Raw genomic sequence first — 554 nt, forward strand, 5'->3', positions numbered from 1 at the left:
GAAAGCCCAGAGTTCACGCGAACTGAGGCTTCTTCAGCGGGAACTTGCGTGGGTTCGGCATCTGAGGGCCTGTTCACCTCGTGGGTTCAGCGCACTGAATGTCGCGAGGAAGTGTCAGCGGAGGGCAGCTTCGAGCGCGTCCGGCAGGGCGGTGTCGGTGATGACCAGTTCGTCGTCCAGGTTGAGGATGCGCACCTCGCCGCGATCGAGTTCGAGCCGGAGGCCGATCTCCGTCTCGATCCGGTGGTCGATGATGCGGTGAACGGCTCGGATCGACTGGCCGATGAATCGGCTCATCAGGAAATCCTCTGGAGCGGGACCGACGATGACCTGGCCGTGCTCGTCCATGTCATAGGAGTCGTGTGGCCGATCAAGCGTCAGCTCGAGCGAGGCATCGGGCGCCGTATGGAAGAGGACAGAATCTAGATCATCCAGGTGCAACCACATATGCACCAGCGAGGCCTGGTTGTCGCTGGGGTGGATGTGCCATGACACCGTCACCTGGAGCAGCCTGCGGCTGGCAAGCTCATCAGCAGAGATCACGACGCCTATGG

Annotated in this window: 1 protein-coding gene; it reads right to left on the reverse strand. The window is 61.6% G+C overall.

Annotated elements, in window-relative coordinates; translation table 11 throughout:
* Positions 1-114: 114 nt before the first annotated feature.
* Positions 115-554: hypothetical protein (locus tag ACSDR0_RS51100; RefSeq protein WP_435296217.1), on the reverse strand; the 440-nt coding region annotated here is incomplete at its 5' end.

This window comes from Streptosporangium sp. G11 (assembly GCF_051192615.1).
Taxonomy (GTDB): Bacteria; Actinomycetota; Actinomycetes; order Streptosporangiales; family Streptosporangiaceae; genus Streptosporangium.